A 20,884-nucleotide genomic window follows, 5' to 3' on the forward strand; every position below is an offset into this window, starting at 1 on the left:
TAAACGGGCAGTACTGTGGGACACGAGAACCTCCGGGTTGGAGTGGGTCTTTGACAAGCCACATCCCACCCGGAGGTTCTCTTTCGTTCAACCAGCCACGCCGCTACCAACGTCCTGGCCGGGTACAACTAGCTCGCCTCCGGCGCAGACGTTGTTGCCGTTTCCCTGCTTCAGCCCGGTGTCCGTGCCGGCAAGGTACTCGACAACTTCCACGGCCGGGTCCCAGAATTGCGCGTAGTGGTAGGGGTCGGCGTTGCGCTGGACCCTGTTGGCGACAATGGTGGGTTCGAGTGAGTCTCTCGCCTCGATCTTGAGCAGCGCTTTGAAGTAGTTGGTGGACGATATGTACGGGTCCATCCGGTCCTCGTAGGAACCCCAGGCGCCGTTGTCGCGCTGTTGGAACAGACCCCGTGAATCGGGGCCGGCGGCATCCCCGCGGTCGAGGATGGTCAGTGAGGATTCGCCCATGGCGGTCATGACGCCGATGGTTTGGTCCCGCACGCCGAGCTGAAGGTCCTTGCCCGCCTGAATGATGTGTGCGGCGTTCACCAGCTGGTCATGGTTGTAGCCTGCGACGGCGGTGTTTGGCACCGTCTCCGGGTCAATGCTGACCCCTGTTTCACTTCCGGGATCCGGGTTGCAGTCTGCCTGGGCCTCCTGTCCACCAAGAAGCATGAGGCTGAAAACTGTTCCAAAGACGAGCACAGGAACGGCAAGCATTGCCGCAATCCCGCTCGAACTTGTCCCGGCCATAGTTAGTTGCCCGTCTCCGGCGGGCTGATCCGGCTGACGAGCCAGGGGGACACCGCGTCGGCCCGGTTCAGGATGAGGCGGTAAATCCCGGCGTCCGTAGGAACGTCCACGTAGCCCACATAGGCGCTGGACTCATCCGTCAGGACCCCTTGCCCCGTGACCGCTGTGGCAGGGACGTTGGCGGGGTCCACATACGCATAGTCCTGGGCAGCCTGCGCGTTCAGGAGAGGCTCCAGCTCGGACCACCAGGTGTCCTCATCCAGCGATGGCCTGGCGAAGGCTGTCATTGCCTTCTCGGCAGCCGCAACGACAGAACTACGTGATTCCGCGTCCCACGTGGGAACGGCTATGGGCGTAACCTTCTCCCCAGTGTGATCGTCGACATATCCGGACGGGGGCGGAGTGAATTGATTCAGGTCAGGCATCGTCGCCGATGCCGAGGGCGGGTTGTCGGAAGGTTCCTCTCCGGGACTGTCTTGGTTCCCGCCGCAGCCGGTCAGTGCAAGGATGCAAATCAGAGCGGTCGTGCGCAGAGGGAACCTGTTCATGTCAGTCCTCGTCGTCGTCCTTGCCGTGAGCCCTCCGGGTAGGTGAGTTAGCCCCGAGCCTCATGGTCTCCTTCAGCTCATCGCGGATGACCCGCCAGGTGTTGCCGATCTTGTAGCCCGGAATGACCCCGTCTCTGAGCCAGGAGTACGTGTTCTGCCGGCTGATGTTCAGCAGAAGCGCCACCTCATCAACGCTCAGAGTCTCGGGACGGTCAGCGAAAAGGGCGTCGAGGCCTTCGGTGCCCCTGGCGCTGTTCACTGCCGTTTCCCATGTGCTGAGCTGCATGCGGCGATCCTAAACGAATCAGCACTAAACAAACATAGGTAGCTAGAAAAAGATATAGGCCGCATACCGTTGCTTCCTTCCACTGTCGACGCCTAGGGTGTGGGGCACCTAGGCTCCTTCACCTTATTAGTAAGGATTCGTGTCGTGTCGTCTACGCGTAACCCGTGGCTCTCTCAACCAGACTCGGTTGAGGTACAGATGCCAGAGGTGCTAGAGGGACAGCTGCCGCCTGCAACTGGCCCTCAAACGCCCCAAAACGGAGTTCCGGCGCCATCCGCCGACAGTCTCCTGCCTGTCAGGGAGCGAACCGCCTCAGCCAGCTTGTGGTGGCTGGGAACCCACGGTGGCGCAGGCGAATCCAGCTTCGCCGGATTGGTAGATGCCTGGGCGGAAGCCGGGCACAGCTGGCCGTGTCCCGCAGGCGGAGGACCGGCCAACGTAGTTTTGGTGGCCCGCACCAGCATGGCCGGGCTGAGGTCTGCGCAGGCAGCAGCGACCCAGTGGGCCGCCGGCCGGGCCGGTGATGCCAATGTTCTTGGCCTGGTACTGGTGGCGGATGCCCCTGGAAAGCTCCCTCGTCCACTGCGCGACGTCGCACGACTGGTCAGTGGGGGAGTGCCGCGGACCTGGTCGATCCCTTGGATCGAAGCATGGCGCGTGGGCGATATTCCATCCACCTCCGTGCTGCCGCGTGATCTCCGACGACTTCTCGACGATTTGAACCGCCTCACCCGAACCGCTGCCTCGGCCGCGGACAAATGAAAGGAACGCCATGAGCGTGCTGATGACAACCCTCGCCTCTGCCGGCGATCTGCTGGCCCTTGTTCCGGCCCAGGTCCCGAACCCGGACCCGTTGCAGCCTCCGGGAACGGAAGGATTCAACAGCGTGATGAGCTGGGGCAAGTGGGTCGCTCTGGCCGTCTGTGTGCTCGGTCTGTTCGCTGCAGGGGCACTGATGGCTATTCAGTCCCGGCGCGGTGAAGGCGGCGAACACGTAGGAAAGATCGGCATGTCACTGGGCGGCGTGATCGTCATTTCGGCGGCCGGTGCCTTGGTCGGATTCCTGGCCTAGATAAGGAGCAGACATGGCTACAGACGATGAGAACCAGCAGAGTCCGTTCGCGAAGCCGGGATTCCTGATCTCAGCGGTAATCGTGGTTTTGGTCGTCGTGGCGGGAGTGTTCCTGGGCATCATGAATGCGACCAGCGACGAACCCGAATCCGATGCAGCCACACCCGCACCCTTAAGCCCCACGTCAACGCCGACCACCGGACCGGTCGATATGCACTCCGGCGACAGCGTGTGCAACCTTCCCGGTGAGTCCCTCTCAGGAACAGTCGCTACGGCGCCGGACGCTGTGTGGGCGTACGAAGAGACGACGGCATATCCCACTTCGCCGGAGTTCGGCCCTGGTGAAACGAACGCAGAGTCGGTTCGGTACTGTTTCCAGCGGTCTCCTGAAGGAGCTCTCTTCGCAGCAGCCAACGGCTTGGTTCAGGGATCCGGAACAGGATCAGTCGCATGGGCCAACTACTTCTTGGCGGATGATGCCGCGAATCGTGATGAACTCTTGGACACCGTTGGTACAAGTAGTTCACCGGATAGTCGACTCAGCATTGAGGGCTTCAAGGTCCTCAACTACGACGGAACCTCCGCCAGAATCGACCTTGCCGCCCGGGGAACGGCGTCAAGGGGTGCCGTTTACGTTTCCGTGGTCTATGACCTGGTCTGGCAAGACGGTGACTGGAAGCTCGCTCCACAAGACCTATCCAATCCACTTCGAATCGCACAGATTCCGGATATAGCCGGATATGTGGCGTGGAGGGAATGATGTAAATGGCTGGGTGCGAGTGGAACGACGTCGACTGTTGGACGGGCGAATGGGCTAAGAATGCCCTCGGCGGGGCAATCGAAGACATGGCCCAGGCGGTCATGGGTGCTGTCACCAACACCATCGCTTCGCTCGGGACCATGTGGGTCAACATTGGAACCCCAAACCTGACTGGGACGGGGGGAGGGTCCGCAATAGCGGCTGGCAGCTCGGCACCGGATGCCGCAAACATCACCACCGTGCTGGGCTATGTCACTTGGATCAGTCTCGGTATCGCTGTCCTATCGCTCTTCATCCTCGGCGCACTCATCGCGAGCCGAATGCGGGCAGGAGAAGGCATCGCTGCGGTAGGCAAGATTGGCCTCCTCCTTGCCGCGGTGGTGCTGATTGCCTCGGCAAGTGCGTTGATAGCGGGCCTCATGCCCTCGGGCCCCTCCAATGCGTCCGGCGCTGTCTTGTTCCTGCAGTCAGGCCTCTGGTGGTACATGGGTGCCGCCGCAGTGGTTTCAGTCATTATCGGTGGGGCAAAAATGGCGTGGGAACAGCGTGCTGAGCCCGGCCGGGACACGGTAAAAGGTCTGCTGACACTGGTGATCGTCGCAGGTGCGGGAACCACCATGGTCGGTCTTCTCGTTACGGCGGCGGACTCGTTCTCCATCTGGATCCTTAACGCTTCGCTGGACTGTGATGTCTCAACCCCTGGGTCTGCCTGCTTCCAGACAAATGTGACCACAATGCTCTCACTCACCACAGCAGCTGCAGATGGCCTCGGGCCGCTTCTGATTATCATCCTGGGGCTTATTGCTGTCTTGAGCTCTGCGTTTCAGATTGTTTTGATGGTCGCCCGTGGGGGAATGCTGGTAATCCTGACGGGCATCCTTCCGTTGTCCGCGTCGTTCACCAACACCGAAATGGGCAAGAACTGGTTCAAGAAGTGCATCGGCTGGCTGATCGCTTTCATCCTCTATAAGCCGGCGGCGGCGATAGTGTACGCAACGGCTTTCCAGCTTGTGGGAACCAACGTCTTTGCGGATGACGGGACCGGCTTGCTGGCTATTCTCACCGGTTTGATGCTCATGCTCATCGCACTTTTCGCTCTGCCGGCACTCATGAGATTTGTGACGCCCATGGTGGGCGCCATGGCTGGCGGCGCAGGAGGAGCCCTGGCAATTGGAGCTCTCGCCGCGCTTCCTTCTGGTGCGGCGGCCCTGGGCCGCTTGGGTGCCGGTAATTCCGGGCGATCCAGCGCCCAGACATCGAACAACGGCGGCGATGGTCCTACCGGGCAGAGCGGTCCCACAGGTGGCGGCGGCGGTGGAAACAATGCAGCCCAGGGTGGGCAGAGCACAGGTCCTCAAGGCGGAGCGAATTCCGGCGGCGGTCCCGCGACCACGAGCGGCACTTCGGGAACGAGTGGCGCATCCAGCGGCAGTAGCGGCGCAGCGTCTGGCGGTGGCGGCGCAGGAGCCGCAGCAGGCGGAGGCGGTGCGGCAGCCGGTGGCGGTGCGGCAGCCGGTGCGGCAGCCGGGCCTGTTGGCATTGCCGCTGGCGTAGCACTTCAGGCAGGACAAAAGGCCGGGCAGGCAGCACAGAGTCTCGGAGAGGATGCGACAGGAGAAGGAGGCGGCCCGGATGGCAGTCGCTGACATGAACAATAGACCACCTCGGACATACGGCAATTGGAGGCGTCCATCCTCCGCTGGAATCCTCGGCCTGGGCTCTGTTGGAACCGCCATGCTGCTCGGAGGTCTCGTCCTCGTCGTCATGATGGTGATGATCCGAGGGCTCCTTGAAGCAGTCATCCTCGCCGGCATTCTGGGTATGGCTATGCTCGCCGTCCTGGCCAAGGACTCGCACGGCAAGAATGTGCTCAGCCGAGGAGGCGCCCGCCTGGCATGGTGGACAGCGAGGTCCCGGGGTTCAAACGTCTATCGCTCCGGCCCGCTGGGTAGGGCTTTGTGGGGCACCTACCAGCTGCCGGGGCTAGCCGCCCCGATTCGGTTGAGCGAACACACGGACTCCTACGGCCGTCCGTTCGCCCTTCTCTATACGCCTGCCACATCGTCGTACTCCGTGGTGATCGGCACTGAACCCGACGGGGCGGCCCTGGTTGATCAGGAGCAGATCGATATATGGGTCGCGGACTGGGGACACTGGCTGGCGAACCTGGGTGATGAGCCCGGCGTTGAGGCCGCATCGGTGACGTTGGAAACCGCACCCGATTCAGGAACCAGGCTGCGGCGGGAAGTCGCCTTGAATCTTGACGACGATGCTCCGGCCTTCGCACGCGAAATGCTTGCTGAAGTCGTCGGACGGTATCCATCTGGGTCTTCCACCATTAAGGCTTTCGTCTCCATTACCTTCAGCGCTTCACAGCGCTCCGGAGGCAAGAAGCGTCAGGCAGAAGAAATGGGCCGTGAACTCGCTGCCCGGCTTCCCGGCCTCACCGCCGGCCTTCAAGCCACCGGTGCCGGTGCCGCGCACCCGCTCTCTGCACAGGAACTCTGCGAAGTGATTCGCGTGTCCTATGACCCTGCTGCAGCTGTTCTCATTGACGAGGCCCACGCAGCTGGAGAGACCCCGGATATTTCCTGGCCGGATGTGGGGCCGTCAGCGGCTCAGGGGTATTGGAATGGTTACCGGCATGACTCGGCCTACTCCTGCACCTGGGCCATGACGTCCGCCCCGCGGGGAAATGTGCAAAGCGGCGTGCTGGCCCGCCTTCTTGCTCCTCACCGGGACATTGCCCGGAAGCGCGTCACGCTGCTCTACCGGCCGCTGGATGCGGCGAAAGCCGCGGCGATCGTAGAAGCAGACCTGCGTTCGGCCGAGTTCCGGGTGACGTCCACGAGCAAGCCTGCGGCCCGGGACACCCTGGCTGTCCGTGCAGCCGCTGCTACCGCCAGTGAAGAGGCCTCCGGTGCAGGGCTGGTCCAGTTCGGTTTGCTGGTCACCGCGACCGTCACGGACCTCGCCAAGGAAGCCGATGCACGCGCTGCTGTCGATAACCTCGCCGCGACGGCGAGGCTCAGACTGCGGCCCGTCTACGGGTCCCAGGATTCTGCGTTCGCGGCGGCTCTTCCCCTGGGCCTGGTGCTGCCCAAACACATCAAGGTTCCCACTGAACTGAGGGAGAAGCTGTGAGCGGCAAGAAAGAGAAGAAGCCCCGGGTGGAGTCCCGCGCGGAGAAGGCAAAAAGCCGGGAAGTTAAGCCACAGCGTCCACCGATGCGGGGATGGCTGGGACGGGGACGTGGAACATCAACCTACGTCCAGCAGGCCGATGAATGGCGTGGCACCACCGTCCAGGTCTGTGGCATGTGGCCCTTTGCCATCGGCACAGGAACACCCATGGTGGGTGTCCCTCTCGGCCGCCACATTCACACCGGCGCAACGCTGTGCTGCGACCCGATCTCCTGGTTTCAGCGCGCCAAACTGATCAGCAATCCGAGCGCTTTCATCCTCGGGAAGCCCGGGCTCGGGAAGTCCACCCTGGTCCGGCGCATGGCAACGGGCCTCGCCGGCTACGGGGTCATGCCTCTGGTGCTGGGGGATCTGAAGCCGGACTACGTCGACCTGATCGAAGCGATGGGCGGACAGATCATCACCCTCGGCCGGGGCCGCGGCTACCTGAACGTTCTTGACCCAGGCGAGGCAACCCAAGCCGCTGAACGTCTGCGGGCGGCAGGACACGAGAAAGAGGCATCTCAGGTCATTGCGGATGCCCATGGCCGGCGGCACACCATGGTCTCTGCTCTGCTCACGATTCTGCGTTCCGCGCCGCCAACCGACCGTGAAGAAACCATCATCGACCGGGCACTGAAATGGCTCGATGAACACCACGAAGGCATCCCCGTCCTCGGGGACCTCCTGAGAGTGATTCAGCTCGGACCTGCTGAGGTCCGGGCCGTTGCCCTCGACCGGGGCGACGACACGCGGTACAAGGCCATCACTGAAGGGCTGGAAGCGTCCCTGATCGGTCTGGTCGGTGGTGGCCGTCTGGGTGAGACCTTCTCACGTCAGACCACCAACCCGATGCGGCGGGATGCACCGGTCGTTTACGACGTCTCAGCCATTGACGATTCAGAAATGGATCTTCAGGCAGCGGCGCTGCTGGCCTGCTGGTCCGCCGGCTTTGGCACCGTCAACGTTGCCAATGCCCTCGCCGACGCGGGGCTGGAACCCCGCAGACACTACTTCGTGATTCTCGATGAACTCTGGCGGGCCCTGCGTGCCGGACGCGGCATGGTCGACAGGGTGGACGCCCTTACCCGGCTCAACCGGCAGCGCGGGGTCGGCATGGCGATGATCTCCCACACCATGAGCGACCTGCAGGCCCTGGCCAGTGAGGAGGACCGGATGAAGGCCCGCGGCTTTGTGGAACGTTCCGGCATGGTCATCTGCGGCGGCCTCCCGTCGGCGGAAATGCCTCTGCTCACGGCAGCGGTTCCGTTCTCGCAGGCCGAGCAGTCCCTGCTGATCGGCTGGCAGGATCCCCCGGCCTGGGATCCTTCAACGGGCAGGGAGGCCGAGCCGCCCGGGCGAGGACAGTTCCTGGTCAAAGTCGGCGGCCGGCCGGGAATACCGGTCAAGGTGGAACTCACGACGGTTGAGGCCTCGATCAACGACACCAACAAACTCTGGCATGACCAGTCCCGTGTGGGTCGGCGCGCCCGCCGGCTGATTGAGGAGGCAGAGCTGTGAGCACTCCCAACAACCGCCGCCGCGATCCCGGAGGGATCGGCGCGGAAGCCGCCCTGGTCTGGGTGGCCGTCCTCGTCGTCCTCACCGGCTCAGGATCAATCTACGCCGCCATGCATCTCGGTCACCGCTTCGCGAACACCGGCCAGACGCTCCCGACGGATCCTTTCGAATTGGTCTTCGGGCTCATCGGAGGGGACCTTCCCTGGCCCGGAGAAGCCGGCTGGTGGGTACTCGGGGCAGTAGCGGCCGCTGGACTTCTCGTCGTCGTTCTCGTCCTGGTCCTGCTCGGCCGGCTGCGCAGGAAACGGACCCGAGTCGACCGGGCAGCAAGCTTCATGGGACGAGGCAAAGACGTCGAAAGCCTCACCCGCAAGAATGCACAGGCCACCGCGAAACGGCTCGGTGTTGATCAGTCCCCTGGAGTTCCTATCGGACGCACCGTCAGCGGAGGCCAACCGCTCTACGGATCCTGGGAAGACATGCACATCGATATCTGGGGTCCCCGTACCGGCAAAACCACCAGCCGTGCCGTGCCGGCTATCCTCGCCGCTCCCGGACCGGTGCTCGTTACCTCCAACAAACGCGACGTCGTGGACGCCACCCGCAATGTCCGCGCTGAAAGCGGACCGGTGTGGGTCTTTGACCCTCAATCCATTGCCCTGGAGGAGCCGACCTGGTGGTGGAACCCGCTCAGCTACGTCACCGACGAAGTCCGGGCACAAAAACTCGCCGAACACTTCGCCGCCGGGTCGCGTGACCCCGGAGCTAAAACCGATGCCTACTTCGACCCTGCCGGCCAGGACCTGCTCGCCGGGCTGCTGCTCGCCGCTGCCCTGGATCAGCGGTCCATCACCGACGTTTATACCTGGCTGACCCGGCCGATGGACCACACTGCCGCGGACATCCTCCGGCTCAATGACTTTGATCTGCTGGCAGACCAGGTTGACGGCGTAGTGGACGCCCCGGACAAACAGCGGGCCGGCGTGTTCGGCACCGCACAGCAAATGGCCTCCTGCCTGACCAACCGGCAGGTCTCAACTTGGGTAACCCCGCGCAGTTCAGCGGATTCCCGTCCCCGGTTTGATCCGGTGGCGTTCATCCGCAACGGCGGCACGCTCTACAGCCTGTCCAAGGAAGGACGCGGAACCGCCGGACCTCTCGTTACCGCACTGACAGTGGCCGTGGTTGAAGCCGCCGAAGAACAGGCGGTTCGCTCCGCTGGCGGCCGTCTGGCGACGCCGCTGCTGGGTGTGCTCGACGAGGCTGCCAATGTGTGCCGCTGGCGCGAGCTCCCCAACCTCTACAGCCACTACGGCTCCCGCGGAATCGTGCTTATGACCATCCTGCAAAGCTGGTCACAGGGTGTCGAGGTCTGGGGCGAGGCCGGCATGAAGAAGCTCTGGAGCGCCTCGAACGTCAAGGTATACGGCGGCGGCGTATCCGAAGCGGCGTTCCTGGAAGACCTGACCAGGATCATCGGAGACTACGACCGGCTCTCCTCCTCCACATCCCACGGAAAGGGACACCGAACCGTCTCCCAGCAGCTGCACCGGGAACGGATCCTCGACGTCGCTGATCTGGCCGCTTTGCCCAAAGGCCGGGCCGTGGTCATGGCCTCCGGGAACCGTCCCACCCTGATCCGCACACAACCTTGGATGACCGGTCCGCACGCGGACCAGGTCCGGGCTTCCATCGCTGCCCACGATCCCCAAGCTGAACGAACCATCAAAGGAGCCGAGACGGAGACATCTGCTGTTTCCGCCAACACAGGAGGTGCCCTGTGACCGACTGGGGTGTCGATGAATATGCTCCTCCCGAACTGCAGGAGGGGGACTCAGGACAAGCTGAGCAGGACCCCTCTGTGAAGCCTTCCCTCTACTTCGGCAGCGTGGACGAATTCGTCCGCGAATATCTACGCCACGCCTACCGCCGAAGGATCGACGGAAAACACCGGATCTGGGCTGCACGCTGGTGGGAATACGACGAAGCAGTCATCCGCCTCGAAGCCCTCTGGCGTTCCTGGGAACACCTCCGCCAGGACCCCAGCACCGGCATGAGCGTCTGGTGGCGTGACCACGCCGATCACCACATGACCGTACTGATGGACCCACAGGGACCCTTCTACTCCGCCGACGCCACCAACCGGGAAAACCAAGAGACAAAGGGTGGTCCGCTCCCCTATTCCTCACCGCCTTCTGGCCTCTTTCCTGATGTCAGAGTGTCGTCTAACCTCTGAGCCGCCCGAGTGCCTTCCGCACGCTCCTGGGGATTTCTACTCACGACAGAAGTAGTGTGTGGGGGCCTCATTCCGATAGTTGAGCCCCCACCTGTGAAGTGAACGCCCACGGTGCTCGGGCTGATCACTTGGTAGGGAAGTGCTGTTTCACCCGATCGGTAAACTCTATGGAGTACCCCAGTGCTTTCAGTTGGCCTCTGGTGACCGTGATCCCCGCGTGGTGAGCGCATAGGGCAAGCTCATCCCAATCGTGGTCCTCTTCCGAAATTCTTCCGTTGGGACGGACCTCTGGCCCAGTTAGGTTGAGCACCTCTTGGGTCAGGAACTCGAGAGTTAAACCCGCGGTGGGGTCAGGATCCGGAGCTTTGTTCCCCGTGTAAAGCATCGTTGAAAGGTTGAAGCCTGTATCGCGGATTTCAACCATGCGCCCACTGTCGAGCCGACAAAATTCCGTGATTCTGAATCGCACAGTTGGATCCGCCCTCTGCGGGGAATCTAGAAAGTCACAGAGAGCTCCGATACCAACGACCTGCTCCGAGCTCGACAGCTCGGAGCCCTCGCTTTGGGCGGATTCCCGGTCGCCGCCACCCTGCTCCTTCGGCGAAGGCGACCGGGATGAATCCTCATCAATCATTTTGCTCGCGCTTCGCTATGCAGGAACGCACTGACGGTTGACATGGTCACTTTCTGTTTGTCCGTTAGGGTCGACGATCCAGGGCAGATCAACGTCTGTCAGCGCACGATAGCCGACAGTAGCTTCACTAGAACAGCCCACACGAGCATTAATGCGGTTACCAGACCCGGATCCAGGCGTGGTTCTCTCTGACGTAACAGCGACGTTTGTCCAGACACAGGATGAAGCCCCACATGCTGTTGCTTGCAGGTAGACAGTCACGTCAGCCTCGGTAGGGCATCCGCTGCTGTCCCTCAGCCAGTATCCATGAACAGACACGTTCTTGGATCCGGTGGTAAAAGAGTGGTGAGGGTTGTCATTACCCTGTCTATATTTGCAATCCCCGGCAGTGATTGTTCCGGATACGGCCATAGTCTCGAGGGGTAATCTGTCCGCCGCCTCTTCAAAGGGAACGAAGCGAGCCTCCTCTCCGATCATTTCTGAGGCTGCGGCAAGCGCATCTTCGGCTGGGATTAATTGAATCCCGTAATTTTTATCTTCGTAGCCTTCTTCATTGAGCGTCTGCGCTGCTTCGCCCTGCGGCGACCCACCTGATTGCCCAGTAGACGCAAACACTGGCTGAGACCCTGCCAGCGCAAGACCGAACACAGCTAAACAAGTGGGAAAAATGCTCCAAATGCGATGATTCTTTTTCACAACTTTATCCTTCCCCCAAAAGGTAAATTTATATACAATTAAAAACTAGCGGACTCCTTAGCTATTTGGCAACACATTGGTGAATTGGTTAATCAGATCGTTATTGAATAAGATAATTTTCTCACTATTACATTATTTACTCAGCGTCAAGACCGAACCCCTAAGTTCTCTTCTACTCCACGCAATTAGTGTTATGGAGCGCGGATGACCACTCGGAGCGCACATTTACTAGCGCCCGTTTATCCCGGGGCGCTGAACTTGAGTGCCACGCGGCATGTTCCCTTTGAGGGATCTCGGTATTTTAGCTCGGCTTGTTTTCACTACCTCGGTTGCAGCACTCGCCTGACTCACATCAGCACGCATGCGCACGGCCACAAGCTCGCTGTCAATGCCCTTAGACTCAAGGTCTCTCGCAGTCCCCTCACGCCGGTCAGCGCTGTCATACACGGTGCGTCCGTCCTCCCGGAAGGCTGCGGACCGGTCTCCGGCGGCCTCAGCTTCGGTTAGCCGCTGGGCCTGGATGTCGGGGTCGTGCTCATATTCGGCGGCCAGGCGTGCTTCGTCCGCCCGGCGGTCTTCCTGATCGGCCTGATTCAGCAGCAGTTGAGCTTCCGCTGCTTCCGTGGCGGCACGGTGGCGTTCGGCATCTGCATCAGCACGGTCGCGTTCTGCCTTCTGCCTGGCGGCGCTGACGGCTGCCGGGTCGGCGTTGGTCTTGTCGACGTCCAGGTTGTAGCGGCTTCGGAATTCGTTTCGCATGGTCTGTTCTGCCCGGGCTGCTTCCGGATCCTCCCGGGTCCAGGCCCGTGCGACCTGGTAGGTGTGAGCCATCTGCTCGGGGGTGGCACGGTCCCACCATTCCGGGGTGTGGACTCGTGACACTTCCAGTTGGGCGGTCTTTCGTTCGGCCTCGAACCGTTCCTGCATTTCCCGTGCTGCCTGCTCGCTGACCGCCTGGGCTCTGCGGGAGGCTTCCTCGCGGGCTCGCGAGATCCGCTCAGCGATTTGTCCGGCTGCTGTCACCAGGACACGCAGCTGTCCTTCGAAGGCTTCCTCGATCCCGTCGGTTTCTTCGGCCATGGTCCCTCTCCCCTCATCGTTCCGGGCCGCGGGTTGCGTCCGGTCTGGTGGTGTGCCGTTCTTTGGATGGTTCGAGTGTGTTCGGGACCGGAGACCCGGGCGCCGCCGGCTTTCCTTGCCCTGCGCGGAGTCTGTCGAGCATGGCCTGGGCCTGCGGTTCCAACGCTGGTTCCCGCCGGTCTGTGAGCGTGCTCGGGCCGGGGGCCTGCCCGGCAGGGTGTCCTGGCTTGGGCATCGCGTCGCGGACGCGGACCAAACGGGCACGGGTGTCTTCAGCTAAGAGTTTGGCTTGGCGGACCTGCTGTCCTGCGACGGCTGCGCTGTGGACTGCTTGGGTGACCCGCAGCAGCTGCCTGATCATGGCCGCCTGTGCCACGGCACCCTGGCCGCTGTGCATGGCACTGGCCAGCAGCATCGCGGTTCCGGACAGAGCCGTCGTTCCTGCTTTCTGCGGGGTTACTGTCCGGCGGAATGTCTGGGCGGAGCGGGACAGCGCTTCCGAGGCTGCCGCCAAATCTCCTGGTGTGTCTTCGGTGGCGTTGGACCAGGCGGCCAAGGCTCCTGCCGCCTGGCGGGCGACGGTTGCCCAGGTGTCCCGGTCGTTGACGTCGACGGCGTTCAGCCGGTCGATGAGTTCCCCGAGCTGCGTGGTCTGTTGCTCCCATGCCTCGGGGCTGATCTCCTGAGCTTCCCGGCCGGCACGGACGACCCTGCGCCCTCTCATCGCTGCGTTCCATTCGGCGGCTGCTTCCGTCGCTCCGCCGGGGGTGTCGGGCCAGTTACCGCGCAGCCGGGGAAGGCTCAGGTCCCGGCCAAGGTGCAATCCTCCGTACCAGACAGGTGACTCCCCATAGTGGGGGCGTTCGGCCACCGAGTAGCCGGTGATAACGTCGGTTCGGTTCTCCGCGAAACGCGGTCTCAGGATACAGCCGCTGCGCCTGAGCCGGCGCACGAATTCCGCTTCGCTTTCACTGGCTGCGGCGGCAGCCCGGACTTTCAAGGCCAGGTCGTGGCGCGGCTGGGTTTCGCTCAGCTCCGCGGCAACGTGGGCTGCTTTTTCAGCCTTGGTGAGGTTCTCCCAGGACGCGGGGAGTGCGCCCTCTTTGGTGTGCTGCCGCTCGTACTTGGCTCTGGCGCGCCGGCGGGCCACGGATTCGCGTTCGGCCGGGTCGTAGCCACGGGTGGCTCGCTCGGCTTTGACCGACTCCAGCTGCTCCAGCCCGTACTTCACTTCCAGTGCGCGGGCTGCGGACTGGGAGCGGCGGAAGTCGTTATGGATGGATGCCTTGGTGCCGTCTTCCCGGACTAGGTTTACCGCTAGGTGGATGTGGTCGTTCCCTTTTTTCGAGACTCCGTGCCGCACGGCAACCCACCGGCACGGCGCTTTCGTCCCCTCGTGTTCATCGAAGCCCATGGCCTGGATGAAATCGTTGGCGATGCTCTGCCATTTTTCGTCAGTCAGCAGGCCCTCTTCAGCGGCTATGGACAGAGAGCAGTGCCAGACGTGCCCGCCGTTGACGTTCACGCCGTAGACGCTGCGCGGCCGCTCAAGGTGGCGGGCGATACCCAGTGCAGCCTCCCGGTCCAGCTCTGCGTCATCATGCCAGGCGAGCAGCGCCGGGTCCCCGGCGATCAGGTGTGGTTCGGTGTGCTCGTTGGTCTTGCCGGGTCCGACAAGATACATCATCAGACCCGACATACGTTCGCCGCGCACCACGTTCGGAATCATTGCCCGAAACCCAGTCCGTCGATGGCTCGGTCAATCCGGACGGCAACCTCCCGGACCTTCTTCAAGGTCGCCGCGGTTTCGGCCTGAATCTCTCCGGATGCGTTGGTGGCCCGGGCGATCTGGTTCACGTTATTGGACACCGCTGCCAGCAGGCGGTGGAGCGCGAAAAGCTCGGCCATGGCCTGCTTCCGTTCAGTGGGCGTCTCACCGGCAGCTGATGCCAGGGCCGATTCGACGAGGAGCCGGGGAACAGTGACGTGCTGAGCCTCGGCCAGGCGCAGCAGCTGCGCTTCCTCTTCCGGGGTCACCTTCACCCGGTGATCATGCTGCCGGCCGCCCTGCACATTGGCACGCCGGCGACGGCCAAACAGCCGACTCTCGGACGGATGCCCCATGCCACTCCCCTGCCTTTCGGCCCAGCGCAGCGACCCCGCCCCAGTGGCGGGGACCACACGCCCAGTGTGACCCACGACCGGACGCACGTCCACAGTGGCAAGCGACTTGGGGGACCTAAGTCTATAGCTTGCTCCGCGAACGAACGCCGCAAACGTTCGTTCGCGCGGCTCTACCGCTTTCGGGGAGCTTCGCTCCTGCCACATCGACCGGCTGCGCCGTTCCGTTTCGGCTTTGGAGGGTACTGTCCGCCCTTCTCTTGGCAAGCCTGCTCCGGCGGCTTTCGCGGCATATCCTCACTCGCTTCGCTCCCTCCGGTATTCCACGCTCCCCCGGCTCCGGCTGGACAATTCACTTCGCGGCCAAGAAGTAACGGCTGTGCCGAAAGGAACGGTGGCAAAGAGAAAAGGAGCAACTTCGTGAACCAGCTCATGACACCCCAGCAGGTAGGCGCCCAATACGGCGTCACTGTCCAAGAACTGGCCGAATGGCGGCGCCGGAACATCGGGCCGGACTACTACGTACTCGGCACACGCGTCATCCGCTACCAGCCCGAACACGTGGACCGGTGGTTCCGCGATCCTGCGAACTCGCGCTGGCACGATTTCCCCGCCGAGGCGTTCACCCGCGAAGGTCCGGAAGGACGAACCACACCCTGGCTTAGTATCGACGTGCACCGCCCGCTCACCTGGTGGCGGGCAACCCCGGACCAGCTTGGCGGCAGGGTCGCTGATCCCGACCACGGCGCGTTTCCCCGCTGGGAATCCTACGACCAGAACTGGAAAGCCATCGGGCAAGTCATTGAAGATGTCGGCGACGTTCTCGCCTCCGGTTCCTACGAAAACACCCCCGCGCCGGTGGAATGCGCGCACATCCACGTCCAGGACCCCGGCCTGTCTGATCTGGAACGCAAAATCGTCAGAGCCTGGTTCAGCCCCGGCGAAGCAGTCACCATGGACCCCTGGGACAGCGGATGGTCCGACGGCCGGCACAGAACCTGGCACACCGCCGCAGCCAATCCCGGAATGCTGCTGCCCATCCGCGGCAACAGCATCGGGTTTGCCAACGCCGAAGCAATACCCCGTCTCGGTCCTGACTGGACCAGACTCTTCAGCAACGATGCAGAACGGCTGCAGAAGATCACCTGGCTCGACCGGACCGACCCGGTAAACCAGCATTTCGAAGCGGCACTGATGCTCGCTGCAGCGGGCAGAATTCCGGCCACAACACCAGCCGAATCCCCCCACCGTGCCAGCGGTACTCCGGCCAGTGTGCACGCAAGTTTTCCCTCACCGCTTCCAGCCAAGAAGAAGGAGCAAATCATCCAGGCAAAAAAGCTCACACCCGACACCCCAACGCAGCTACGTGAAGCTGCACAAGCAAGGATCGAAGGCCGCTAATACCGGCAGGATGCGGGATTTTTTTGTCCCGCAGTTTTACCTGCCGGCCAGGTTCCCTGTTGCCCACGCACCAGCTTCGTTAACGTGTCAGGCATGGCTCCTATCGACCTCGAAACCACACAAAACCAAGCCCGTAAACTGCTGGACTCCCGCATCACCTCCGTGACCGAACTCGTCAAAGCCCGGCAACGCCGAGACGAACTCCTGGACCAAGTGAAGGAAGCAGAACGAGAAAACAAACGCGCATACGCTCGTGCCCTCAGAGACGGATGGAGCGAGGACGAACTGAAGAAACTAGGACTCGATGAAACAAACCGGACGCGCCGGCGCCCCCGCGGCACGGCAAACCGGGAGTAGGCTGATCTCCGACCGACAGGAACATCATCAGGCGGCCGACTTCGCAGCCCGTCGGTTGCCGGGCTTCACTGAAGTCTCGGAGAGCTAGCAGAAGCAGTCCCGGGCGGGAGACTCGACAGCGCATCTTCCATGGGTATAACGCGAAGCAAGCCCAGGAACTGAACTAAGCAGTCCCGTAGAGGGATCCTCCAGAGGGACGCAAAATCGGTCTCCTCTGGGCTCCGCTAACGTGCTGAAAACAACTGCACACTGGAGAAAGCCTTTCACCAGATTTTCGTGTCAGATGGGAAGGAGAACGGACGTAGCGAACCAGTCCTGTAGCTGGGAAACCCATCGGCCCCAGAGCCCTGTGGCCATGAGTAGTCCCAGCAAGATGAGGATGCCTCCGCCGGTGCGCTGCAGCGCCCGGCGATGAGTTCTAAAGAACGCCAAAGCTCCCATGCCTCGACGTACCCCGAGGGCGACGAGCAGGAACGGCAGACCGAGGCCCAGACAATAGAAGAACGTCAGCAGCGCACCTTTAGCCGCTCCAGACCCGTCGGTAAACGCCAGGAGCTGGACAGCGGAGAGGGTGGGGCCGATACAGGGCGCCCAGCCCAACCCAAAGGTAAAGCCGAGCAAAGGTGCTCCCCACAGACCGGTGGGTGCTCTGGCATGGAGCTTCATGTCCCGTTGGAAGAATGGAATCTTTCCAAGAAAGATCACCCCCATGAGCACAACGACTAGTCCCAGCACTTGAGTGATCCACGCTTGCTCGGCGCTTTGCAGCCAGGCTCCGACCTGACCAAAGAGCGCGCCTACAGCCATGAAGACCAGGGAGAATCCCAGGATGAACAGCCCGATACCGGCGAACATGCGGCCACGCTTCTGATCCTCCAGATCCACCCCGGTCAGACCGGTCACGTATCCCAGGTACCCCGGGACGAGGGGCAGGACACAGGGGGAGGCAAAGGACACCAGTCCTGCGAGGATGGCTACGGGCACAGCCAGCAGCAAGGACCCGCTGAGGATGATTTCGGCAAAAGGGTTATTTGCCGCAACCGTAATTGCCGTATCGACCGGGACGGACTGGGCAAAGATAAAGTTCATTGATCGACCGTTGCGTTGCTGATTACTATCAATCCCTACTGGCTAATGGCTGTTTCGATAAGCTGGCGGAACTCTTCCTCACTGGAGGGCTGAATCTTCCGCCCCTCGAGGAAGAAGGTGGGGGTTCCTTGCACGTTGAGCGCAACACCGTCGGTCTTGTCCTTATTGACGCGCTCCATTGTTGCGGGATCCGCAACAATGGCATCGTAGGCAGGCATGTCCAGACCTAAGGACTGGGCATACTCGCGGAAGGTGCCGGCCCTGGTCTCCGATGTGTGGGACCAATCGGTCTGCTTCTCGTACATGAGGGAGTGCATTTCCTCGAACTTGCCTTGCTGCGCTGCAGCTTCGACGGCGGCAGCAGCAGTCTCCGAGTTCGGGTGCCCCGGCAGGGGAAAATACCGCGCTACAACGGTCAGGTTCTCCTCGTATTCGGTGGCGAGATCGCTCACGAACGGGGAGGCAGCGAGACAGGCCTCGCACTCGTAGTCAAGGAATTCCACCAAGACAGCTTTCTCGTCCGTTGCCTGGGACAGGCGGTGACTGTCTTCCCGGACGACCTGGGCATCGGGGTCCGCAGCTCCGGAAGCGTCATCTCCAATGCTGTTGAAGATGAACACCAAGGCCACTACAAGGCCGACGACGAAGAACAATCCGATCAAGAAGCGACTCTGGATACTCAAACCCCTGGTCTGGGTATTGGCAATGGACGGGGCAGGCACGGTGGTGTCTCCTAGTGATTAGCGCTGGTCGCGGTCATGCTTCCACAGGCCCTAAGCGAGCAGCGGACGGTCATGCTGTTGTAGTTGTGAGTCGTGGGCGCAGCGTTCTGCAGGGGCAGCACCCGGCGAAGGGGTGAGATCTAACGGGGCGGTGCGCTCCCCAATCTTTGGTACTGATGCACAGGCATGGAGGCGCGGGTGGTTAGTTCAGACCCAGGCTTCTGGAGGTAAATGTCGCGCCCCCATCTTCTGAGTACTCAACAGCCGTAGACGTAGCCACCCAGAAAGTAACAGCACCGTTTGCTTCGGTTTCAGCGGCCAGAGCAGCAGGTGCGCCGGTCACTGTGCCTCCGGTCGGCTGCCAGCTCTTTCCTGCGTCGTCGCTGATGTATGCGGTGCCGTCAGGGGCAACACCGGCGGCGGTTGTGTCATCGGCGAAGGCGACCAGGAGGAGGACCGGGGAGTCCCCTGGCTTCGTCCAAGTTTGACCGTTGTCCTCTGACCGCTGGATACCTTGCTCGGTCGTGGCGAGGACCACCGGGCTCCCGGCAGTGCCGGCGAGGGCACGCGGTTGGATGCCGGCGTCAATGGTGGTCCACTCGTTGTAATCGGTGGTGGATTTAAGGGTCCCGTCGTAGCCAAGCAGTCCGTTCCCGGTGATGGTCAGGGCATGGAAGTCTGATTCGCCTTCAAGAGAAACCGGTTGCCAGGTCTCTCCGCGGTCTGTTGACCGGATTAGTCCGACGGGGTCGGGCAGGTCGGTACCGGGCCCGGGATGGCCGGAAGCGTAGTAAGTGCCGTTTTCCGCTGGGGCGAAGCCCATGAGGTCGATGGTCGGTCCGATTTTGTCCACTTGCTCCGGGGTGACCTCGAAGAGACCTTCATGAGCGGCAAGGATGAGGTGTCCGGAGTCCGGGTCCACGCTGATGCTGTGGATATGGCTAATGGGTCCGGGAGGATCGGTTTCGTTGCCGGTTTCCAGGGCGGCCGGTTGGGTGCAGCCGGTCAGGAATGCCAGCGAGACTGCGGCCGTGGTCAGGAGCGCCCGATGCCGGGGACGCAGGGATGGACGGGTGTTGGGGGTCATAGCGGATCCTTGGAGCTTGGCGCGGGTGTGCTGCACGCTGCCCGGGCACGGGCGGGAGCCGACGTCCGGGCAGTGTGCAGCAGATGGAATGGAAGGTTAGAGAGCGGCGAGGAGGCCGTTCATCTTCTCGATTTCCGTTCCCTGCTCCGAGATGACGGAATTTGCGAGCTCAATGGCGTCCGGGTTGGATCCGTTGGCTGTTTCCTCCTCGGCCATGGAGATGGCCCCCTCGTGGTGGGCGATCATCTGGGTCAGGAACAAACGGCTGGCCTCGGCTCCCTGGGCGGCTTCGAGCTGGGCCAGGCCGTCGGTGCTGACCATTCCGTCCATATCTGTATTGTCGTGACCGCTGTCCATGGGCTCGTCCCAGTCCTGGAGCCATGTGGTCATTTTCTCTATTTCCGGCCCCTGGGCCGCCTTGATCTCTTCGGCCAGCTGGATGATCTGCGGGTCCAGACCTTCCTTGGCGAGCATGATGTCGCTCATCTCTACGGCCTGCTGGTGGTGGACGATCATCATCTGCGCGAACATGGCGTCGGCACTGTTGTGCTCGGTGTCCGCTGCGGATGTTGCCAATGACTCGGATGTACTGCCGTGGTCCATGCCGGGCATGGTGCCTTCTTGCTCCGAGCCGGTATCTGCGGCACAGCCGCCAAGGAAGACAACGGCGGCAAGGGCGGTGGCTGAGAGTGCGGTGTAGCGCTTCACGTGGTTATTCCTTCGAAAGTATCTGCAAAAGTTGGTCGCACTTTTACTCCGGTGCCGTCCGGAAGCCGGGCACACCGGAGGCCTACGCCGCCCATCGGGCGGGAAGGGCTTGACCTGTTTTTACGTGCGACTGATGCAGAGCTGAATGAGGGAAGGTGCCGGTGGAAGCCGTGGAACGGAACCGGGTGTGTAGGGGTAAACCCAGAAAAGGTACCGCCTGCGCAGGGACAACGCTTTGGGGATCAGGAGAAGGATGATCAGTCCGACGATCATCAGGATGCACATAACGCCCGTATGGCCGTCTTCCCCGCTGCACGGTTCGGAGCAGCCGTTCCCGGATACTCCCCCGGCATCGCCAGTGAGGCCCTGACCGGAGGCCGTGCTGTGTTGTGTTGAGGACTCACCGACTGCAGAGTCCGCGGCGGCGCTCGTGTGGGCGGTGACAGCCGTGGCCGGTTCATGGTGGGACCCGCTGAGAAAATGCATCCCAAGTATCCCGACAATGATGGCGGTCAGCCCAAGGAACACCGCAATGGGTGAGCGGAAGGGCAGGAGGAAAACAGGCTTAGTGCCGAACTTCATGTCTTCCTCCCTTCCTGTTCCGTGTGGCCCGGTCCCCCTGTTCAGGGTA

At 62.2% G+C, this 20,884-nt stretch carries 23 protein-coding genes; 10 read left to right on the forward strand and 13 right to left on the reverse strand.

Annotated features, from left to right (window positions below):
- Window positions 1-87: 87 nt before the first annotated feature.
- From FYJ28_RS16415 to FYJ28_RS16425, 3 genes are all read right to left on the reverse strand, one after another.
- Entirely contained in the window at window positions 88-720 is a 633-nt protein-coding gene (locus FYJ28_RS16415; RefSeq protein WP_154580093.1) for a hypothetical protein, read from the reverse strand.
- Between the two features lie 35 nt (window positions 721-755).
- Entirely contained in the window at window positions 756-1,040 is a 285-nt protein-coding gene (locus FYJ28_RS16420; protein WP_154580094.1) for a hypothetical protein, read from the reverse strand.
- A gap of 262 nt (window positions 1,041-1,302) precedes the next feature.
- Window positions 1,303-1,587, reverse strand: a complete 285-nt coding sequence (locus FYJ28_RS16425) for a helix-turn-helix domain-containing protein (RefSeq protein ID WP_154580095.1) — start codon at window positions 1,585-1,587, stop codon at window positions 1,303-1,305.
- A gap of 198 nt (window positions 1,588-1,785) precedes the next feature.
- On the opposite strand from FYJ28_RS16425, the gene FYJ28_RS17665 reads away from it, so the two are divergent.
- The 8 genes from FYJ28_RS17665 to FYJ28_RS16460 are packed head-to-tail and all read left to right on the forward strand — an operon-like array spanning window position 1,786 to window position 10,358.
- Window positions 1,786-2,349, forward strand: a complete 564-nt coding sequence (locus FYJ28_RS17665; protein ID WP_326831787.1) for a DUF6668 family protein — start codon at window positions 1,786-1,788, stop codon at window positions 2,347-2,349.
- A gap of 10 nt (window positions 2,350-2,359) precedes the next feature.
- Window positions 2,360-2,659: a hypothetical protein gene (locus tag FYJ28_RS16435; protein ID WP_154580097.1), complete on the forward strand. Its 300-nt coding sequence runs from the start codon at window positions 2,360-2,362 to the stop codon at window positions 2,657-2,659.
- Between the two features lie 13 nt (window positions 2,660-2,672).
- Window positions 2,673-3,419 carry a hypothetical protein gene (locus tag FYJ28_RS16440; RefSeq protein WP_154580098.1) on the forward strand — a complete coding sequence of 249 codons (747 nt, stop codon included), beginning with the start codon at window positions 2,673-2,675 and terminating at the stop codon, window positions 3,417-3,419.
- Window positions 3,420-3,424: 5 nt separating this feature from the next.
- On the forward strand, window positions 3,425-5,065 hold the full coding sequence (locus tag FYJ28_RS17175) for a hypothetical protein (protein WP_195840713.1): 1,641 nt from the start codon (window positions 3,425-3,427) through the stop codon (window positions 5,063-5,065).
- Window positions 5,052-6,563, forward strand: a complete 1,512-nt coding sequence (locus FYJ28_RS16445) for an SCO6880 family protein (protein ID WP_195840714.1) — start codon at window positions 5,052-5,054, stop codon at window positions 6,561-6,563. The genes FYJ28_RS17175 and FYJ28_RS16445 overlap by 14 nt, the downstream gene beginning before the upstream one ends.
- On the forward strand, window positions 6,560-8,122 hold the full coding sequence (locus FYJ28_RS16450) for an ATP/GTP-binding protein (protein WP_442778596.1): 1,563 nt from the start codon (window positions 6,560-6,562) through the stop codon (window positions 8,120-8,122). The genes FYJ28_RS16445 and FYJ28_RS16450 overlap by 4 nt, the downstream gene beginning before the upstream one ends.
- Window positions 8,119-9,906: a type IV secretory system conjugative DNA transfer family protein gene (locus FYJ28_RS16455; protein ID WP_326831788.1), complete on the forward strand. Its 1,788-nt coding sequence runs from the start codon at window positions 8,119-8,121 to the stop codon at window positions 9,904-9,906. Before FYJ28_RS16450 ends, FYJ28_RS16455 begins: the two co-directional genes overlap by 4 nt.
- Window positions 9,903-10,358, forward strand: a complete 456-nt coding sequence (locus FYJ28_RS16460; protein ID WP_326831789.1) for a DUF4913 domain-containing protein — start codon at window positions 9,903-9,905, stop codon at window positions 10,356-10,358. The genes FYJ28_RS16455 and FYJ28_RS16460 overlap by 4 nt, the downstream gene beginning before the upstream one ends.
- Window positions 10,359-10,482: 124 nt before the next feature.
- Here the strand turns inward: FYJ28_RS16460 and FYJ28_RS16465 are convergent, their stop codons facing one another.
- The 5 genes from FYJ28_RS16465 to mobC all read right to left on the reverse strand — a co-directional run bounded on the left by FYJ28_RS16465 (window position 10,483) and on the right by mobC (window position 14,892).
- Window positions 10,483-10,782, reverse strand: coding sequence for a hypothetical protein (locus tag FYJ28_RS16465; RefSeq protein WP_154580100.1), 300 nt, complete (start codon window positions 10,780-10,782; stop codon window positions 10,483-10,485).
- A 225-nt stretch (window positions 10,783-11,007) separates the two neighbouring features.
- Window positions 11,008-11,688 carry a hypothetical protein gene (locus tag FYJ28_RS16470; RefSeq protein ID WP_154580101.1) on the reverse strand — a complete coding sequence of 227 codons (681 nt, stop codon included), beginning with the start codon at window positions 11,686-11,688 and terminating at the stop codon, window positions 11,008-11,010.
- Between the two features lie 228 nt (window positions 11,689-11,916).
- Entirely contained in the window at window positions 11,917-12,768 is an 852-nt protein-coding gene (locus FYJ28_RS16475; protein WP_154580102.1) for a hypothetical protein, read from the reverse strand.
- Window positions 12,769-12,781: 13 nt separating this feature from the next.
- Window positions 12,782-14,497, reverse strand: coding sequence for a relaxase/mobilization nuclease domain-containing protein (locus FYJ28_RS16480; RefSeq protein WP_154580103.1), 1,716 nt, complete (start codon window positions 14,495-14,497; stop codon window positions 12,782-12,784).
- Complete coding sequence (mobC, locus tag FYJ28_RS16485) at window positions 14,494-14,892, reverse strand: plasmid mobilization relaxosome protein MobC (RefSeq protein ID WP_154580104.1); 399 nt, start codon at window positions 14,890-14,892, stop codon at window positions 14,494-14,496. The genes FYJ28_RS16480 and mobC overlap by 4 nt, the downstream gene beginning before the upstream one ends.
- Before the next feature lie 417 nt (window positions 14,893-15,309).
- On the opposite strand from mobC, the gene FYJ28_RS16490 reads away from it, so the two are divergent.
- Together FYJ28_RS16490 and FYJ28_RS16495 are read left to right on the forward strand one after the other, a co-directional pair.
- Entirely contained in the window at window positions 15,310-16,290 is a 981-nt protein-coding gene (locus FYJ28_RS16490; RefSeq protein WP_154580105.1) for a helix-turn-helix transcriptional regulator, read from the forward strand.
- Window positions 16,291-16,383: 93 nt separating this feature from the next.
- Window positions 16,384-16,647, forward strand: a complete 264-nt coding sequence (locus FYJ28_RS16495; protein WP_154580106.1) for a hypothetical protein — start codon at window positions 16,384-16,386, stop codon at window positions 16,645-16,647.
- Between the two features lie 279 nt (window positions 16,648-16,926).
- Here FYJ28_RS16495 and FYJ28_RS16500 read toward each other — a convergent pair whose 3' ends face one another.
- From FYJ28_RS16500 to FYJ28_RS16520, 5 genes are all read right to left on the reverse strand, one after another.
- The gene (locus FYJ28_RS16500; protein WP_154580107.1) at window positions 16,927-17,736 is read right to left on the reverse strand and encodes a cytochrome c biogenesis CcdA family protein; all 810 of its coding nucleotides are present in this window, start codon (window positions 17,734-17,736) and stop codon (window positions 16,927-16,929) included.
- Window positions 17,737-17,771: 35 nt separating this feature from the next.
- A complete protein-coding gene (locus FYJ28_RS16505) occupies window positions 17,772-18,398 on the reverse strand; it encodes a DsbA family protein (protein WP_229780535.1) in 627 nt (208 codons plus the stop codon).
- Window positions 18,399-18,660: 262 nt separating this feature from the next.
- The gene (locus tag FYJ28_RS16510; RefSeq protein WP_154580109.1) at window positions 18,661-19,545 is read right to left on the reverse strand and encodes a F510_1955 family glycosylhydrolase; all 885 of its coding nucleotides are present in this window, start codon (window positions 19,543-19,545) and stop codon (window positions 18,661-18,663) included.
- A gap of 96 nt (window positions 19,546-19,641) precedes the next feature.
- Window positions 19,642-20,253 carry a DUF305 domain-containing protein gene (locus FYJ28_RS16515; RefSeq protein ID WP_326831790.1) on the reverse strand — a complete coding sequence of 204 codons (612 nt, stop codon included), beginning with the start codon at window positions 20,251-20,253 and terminating at the stop codon, window positions 19,642-19,644.
- Between the two features lie 120 nt (window positions 20,254-20,373).
- Window positions 20,374-20,835, reverse strand: a complete 462-nt coding sequence (locus FYJ28_RS16520; RefSeq protein WP_154580110.1) for a DUF6153 family protein — start codon at window positions 20,833-20,835, stop codon at window positions 20,374-20,376.
- Between the last annotated feature and the right edge of the window lie 49 nt (window positions 20,836-20,884).

The sequence above is a fragment of the Arthrobacter sp. BL-252-APC-1A genome (genome assembly GCF_009696625.1).
Lineage (GTDB): Bacteria > Actinomycetota > Actinomycetes > Actinomycetales > Micrococcaceae > Arthrobacter_B.

Bases quoted from the DNA above. Each gene is read 5' to 3' on its own strand.
- FYJ28_RS16415 (WP_154580093.1), bottom strand. From the start codon at position 720: ATGCTTGCCGTTCCTGTGCTCGTCTTTGGAACAGTTTTCAGCCTCATG.
- FYJ28_RS16420 (WP_154580094.1), bottom strand. From the start codon at position 1,040: ATGACAGCCTTCGCCAGGCCATCGCTGGATGAGGACACCTGGTGGTCC.
- FYJ28_RS16425 (WP_154580095.1), bottom strand. From the start codon at position 1,587: ATGCAGCTCAGCACATGGGAAACGGCAGTGAACAGCGCCAGGGGCACC.
- FYJ28_RS17665 (WP_326831787.1), top strand. From the start codon at position 1,786: ATGCCAGAGGTGCTAGAGGGACAGCTGCCGCCTGCAACTGGCCCTCAA.
- FYJ28_RS16435 (WP_154580097.1), top strand. From the start codon at position 2,360: ATGAGCGTGCTGATGACAACCCTCGCCTCTGCCGGCGATCTGCTGGCC.
- FYJ28_RS16440 (WP_154580098.1), top strand. From the start codon at position 2,673: ATGGCTACAGACGATGAGAACCAGCAGAGTCCGTTCGCGAAGCCGGGA.
- FYJ28_RS17175 (WP_195840713.1), top strand. From the start codon at position 3,425: ATGGCTGGGTGCGAGTGGAACGACGTCGACTGTTGGACGGGCGAATGG.
- FYJ28_RS16445 (WP_195840714.1), top strand. From the start codon at position 5,052: ATGGCAGTCGCTGACATGAACAATAGACCACCTCGGACATACGGCAAT.
- FYJ28_RS16465 (WP_154580100.1), bottom strand. From the start codon at position 10,782: ATGGTTGAAATCCGCGATACAGGCTTCAACCTTTCAACGATGCTTTAC.
- FYJ28_RS16475 (WP_154580102.1), bottom strand. From the start codon at position 12,768: ATGGCCGAAGAAACCGACGGGATCGAGGAAGCCTTCGAAGGACAGCTG.
- FYJ28_RS16480 (WP_154580103.1), bottom strand. From the start codon at position 14,497: ATGATTCCGAACGTGGTGCGCGGCGAACGTATGTCGGGTCTGATGATG.
- mobC (WP_154580104.1), bottom strand. From the start codon at position 14,892: ATGGGGCATCCGTCCGAGAGTCGGCTGTTTGGCCGTCGCCGGCGTGCC.
- FYJ28_RS16495 (WP_154580106.1), top strand. From the start codon at position 16,384: ATGGCTCCTATCGACCTCGAAACCACACAAAACCAAGCCCGTAAACTG.
- FYJ28_RS16500 (WP_154580107.1), bottom strand. From the start codon at position 17,736: ATGAACTTTATCTTTGCCCAGTCCGTCCCGGTCGATACGGCAATTACG.
- FYJ28_RS16510 (WP_154580109.1), bottom strand. From the start codon at position 19,545: ATGACCCCCAACACCCGTCCATCCCTGCGTCCCCGGCATCGGGCGCTC.
- FYJ28_RS16520 (WP_154580110.1), bottom strand. From the start codon at position 20,835: ATGAAGTTCGGCACTAAGCCTGTTTTCCTCCTGCCCTTCCGCTCACCC.